The sequence below is a fragment of the Blautia glucerasea genome, assembly GCF_013304385.1.
In the GTDB taxonomy this organism is placed as follows: Bacteria; Bacillota; Clostridia; order Lachnospirales; family Lachnospiraceae; genus Blautia_A; species Blautia_A ammoniilytica.
The window spans coordinates 1-1,780 of record NZ_JAAITU010000108.1; the positions used below are offsets into that span (position 1 = coordinate 1).

Annotated in this window: 2 protein-coding genes; both read left to right on the forward strand. The window is 40.6% G+C overall.

The genetic code is table 11. The features are described 5' to 3' along the window. The first annotated feature begins 149 nt into the window (after positions 1-149). A complete protein-coding gene (gene tnpA, locus G5B11_RS18550; RefSeq protein ID WP_173729314.1) occupies positions 150-557 on the forward strand; it encodes an IS200/IS605 family transposase in 408 nt (135 codons plus the stop codon). Beyond that, the gene (locus G5B11_RS18555) at positions 554-1,657 is read left to right on the forward strand and encodes an RNA-guided endonuclease TnpB family protein (protein WP_173729315.1); all 1,104 of its coding nucleotides are present in this window, start codon (positions 554-556) and stop codon (positions 1,655-1,657) included. Before tnpA ends, G5B11_RS18555 begins: the two co-directional genes overlap by 4 nt. Positions 1,658-1,780: the final 123 nt, after the last annotated feature.

A 1,780-nucleotide genomic window follows, 5' to 3' on the forward strand; every position in this document is an offset into this window, starting at 1 on the left:
TTTAACATAATATATAGCAAGAATTCTCCTTCCTCTACAGGTGGGAGATGAATTGCATAAAAGCAAAAAGAACACTTGTTCTTCGATACGAACCATGGTATAATAGAATCAGTCGATAAAATAAATATTCGAAAAAAAGGACTGATTTTATGGAAAAAACAGATCACAATGCACATTCGGTATATTTGATGTATTATCATCTGATTATGGTGGTAAAATATCGAAGAAAAGTTATCAATGATCCAATTTCAGAAAGAGCAAAAGAAATATGGGAATATATTGCTCCCCGATATGGGATTGTTTTGGAGGAATGGAATCATGATATTGACCATGTGCATGTAATGTTTCGCGCACAGCCTAAAACGGAACTCAGTAAATTTATCAATGCATATAAAAGTGCCAGCAGCAGGCTGCTGAAAAAAGAGTATCCGGAAATCCGGGAAAAACTTTGGAAAGAAGCATTCTGGAGCCAGAGTTTCTGCCTTTTGACGGCAGGAGGGGCACCAGTTGAAGTAATCCGCCAATACATCGAAACCCAGGGAGAGAAAAAGTATTGAACATAGCATATCGTTTCCGGATCTATCCAACAGATGAACAGAAGATACTCCTTGGAAAAATATTTGGCTGCTGCCGCTTTCTGTACAATCAGATGCTTAATGATAAGATACAGGAGTACAAAAAGACAAAGAAAATGTTAAAAAACACACCAGCTATGTATAAAAAGGAATATCCATTCCTGAAAGAAGTAGATTCGCTGGCCCTGGCAAATGTTCAGCTTCATTTGGAGAAAGCATATAAGAACTTTTTCCATGATCCTAAGACTGGATTTCCACGTTTCAAGTCAAAACATCACTCCAAAAACAGCTACACAACAAATGTGGTCAACGGGAATATTCTGCTGGAAGGCAACCGGATCCGGCTTCCAAAATTAAAATGGATCTCCATGAAAAAACACAGGGAGCCTGCAGAAAACTGCCGCCTGAAATCAGTGACAGTCAGTATGGAGCCGTCCGGAAAGTATTTTGCAAGCCTGCTGTATGAAGGATACAGCTGTGAAAACCAAGCAGCAGATAAGGATTACAGCAATGCCAAAATACTGGGGATTGATTATGCGATGCAGGGGATGGCAGTGTTTTCAGAAGAGATCGAGCATGAAAAAGCAGGATTCTTCAGAAAAAATGAAAAAAGGCTGGCAAGGGAACAGCGTAAACTGTCAAGATGTGTAAAAGGAAGCCACAATTATGTGAGGCAGAAAAAGAAAGTTGCCAGGTGCCATGAAAAAATACGTAGCCAGAGAAGGGATTATCTGCATAAACTGAGCCGCAGGATCACAGACCAGTACGATATAGTTGCGGTGGAAGATATTGATATGAAAGCGATGAGCCAGTGTCTGCATTTTGGGAAAAGTGTGCAGGATAATGGATACGGGATGTTCCGGAATATGCTGGATTATAAGCTTTCCTGGAAGGGAAAAGAATTAGTAAAGATAGACCGCTTTTTCCCTTCAAGCAAAAAATGCAGTAAATGCGGAAAGATAAAAAAAGAGCTGAAATTATCCGAAAGAGTTTACCGTTGTACGTGCGGAAATGAAATGGACAGAGATCGAAATGCAGCAATCAACATCCGTGAAGAGGCAAGAAGGATGCTGACAGCATAAAGCGTCCGTATCCGGACAATAAGCAAAAACAAGAAAAAATGCCCGTATCCGGGCAAAAGAATCGCGGGACACGCGAGGATAGCTTGTAGATACTTGGCTCAGTAGAGCCATTGAGCAAGAAGC